This is a genomic window from Streptomyces phyllanthi (assembly GCF_009377205.1).
GTDB classification, from domain to species: domain Bacteria; phylum Actinomycetota; class Actinomycetes; order Streptomycetales; family Streptomycetaceae; genus Streptomyces; species Streptomyces phyllanthi.
Genome location: NZ_VJZE01000936.1, coordinates 1 through 1036, shown reverse-complemented (window position 1 = coordinate 1036; position 1036 = coordinate 1). Strand labels below are relative to the sequence as shown.

Annotated in this window: 1 protein-coding gene; it reads left to right on the top strand. The window is 72.1% G+C overall.

Annotated features, from left to right (window positions below; translation table 11 throughout):
* Positions 1-35 precede the first annotated feature (35 nt).
* Positions 36-968 carry a rhomboid family intramembrane serine protease gene (locus FNH04_RS46240; protein ID WP_322725795.1) on the top strand — a complete coding sequence of 311 codons (933 nt, stop codon included), beginning with the start codon at positions 36-38 and terminating at the stop codon, positions 966-968.
* Positions 969-1036 lie beyond the last annotated feature (68 nt).

Sequence of the window (1036 nt, the reverse complement as noted above, 5' to 3'; positions counted from 1 at the left end):
CGTCAGACCCGCCCCACCCCACCGAGGAGCCGGCAGTGGAACCCGAGTCGCCGTCCGAGCCCGCCGTCACCACCTGCTACCGCCACCCCAAGGTGGAGTCGCGTGTCCGCTGCACCCGGTGCGACCGGTACATCTGCCCGGACTGCATGCGGGAGGCGGCCGTCGGGCACCAGTGCGTGGAGTGTGTACGGGAGGGCGCGCGGTCGGTCAGGCAGGCGCGCACGGCGTTCGGCGGGCGTATCACCACGGCGCCCGTGGTGACGTACGTCCTCATCGCGCTGAACGTCCTTGTCTACCTGGGCGAACTCGTGAGCCCGGAGATCGTGGACCGTTTCTCGGTACTGGGTGCCGTGCTGAGGGGCCCGGACGGCGGCCACTACGTCTGGCAGGACGCCTACCCGTCCGGTTTCGAGCCCGCGGGCGTGGTGAACGGGGAGTGGTACCGGCTGCTCACCGGCGCGTTCCTCCATATGCCGCCCACGCAGGGGACGTTCGGGATCCTGCACATCGTGATGAACATGGTCGCGCTGTGGAACGTCGGCCGGGTCGTGGAGGCACAGCTCGGGCGCTCCCGCTATCTCGCCCTGTACCTGCTGTCGGCGCTGGGCGGCTCGGTCCTGGTCCTGCTGCTGGCACCGGAGACGAGCACGGTGGGGGCGTCGGGCGCGATCTTCGGGGTGAGCGCCGCGTACTACGTCCTGGCCCGCCGCCTCGGCGCCGACCTGCGCGCCGTCAACCAGTTCATGGCGGGCCTGCTCCTGTGGCTGGTCCTCTCCGCGGCGTTCACCTCCTGGCAGGGCCACCTGGGCGGGCTGCTGACGGGATCGGCAGTGGCCCTGGCGTTCGCGTACGCGCCCCGCGGCGGCCGCCGGGCGCTGGTGCAGGCGGCGGTGTGCCTGGCGCTGCTGGCCCTGCTGCTGCTCCTGGCGGTGGGGAAGGTGTCGGCGCTGAAGAACGGAGCGGCCTGAACGCCCAAGGCCACAGACACCGAAGCGACCCGAGCCCCGGCACGCGACACCCAGCACCCGCCACGGCC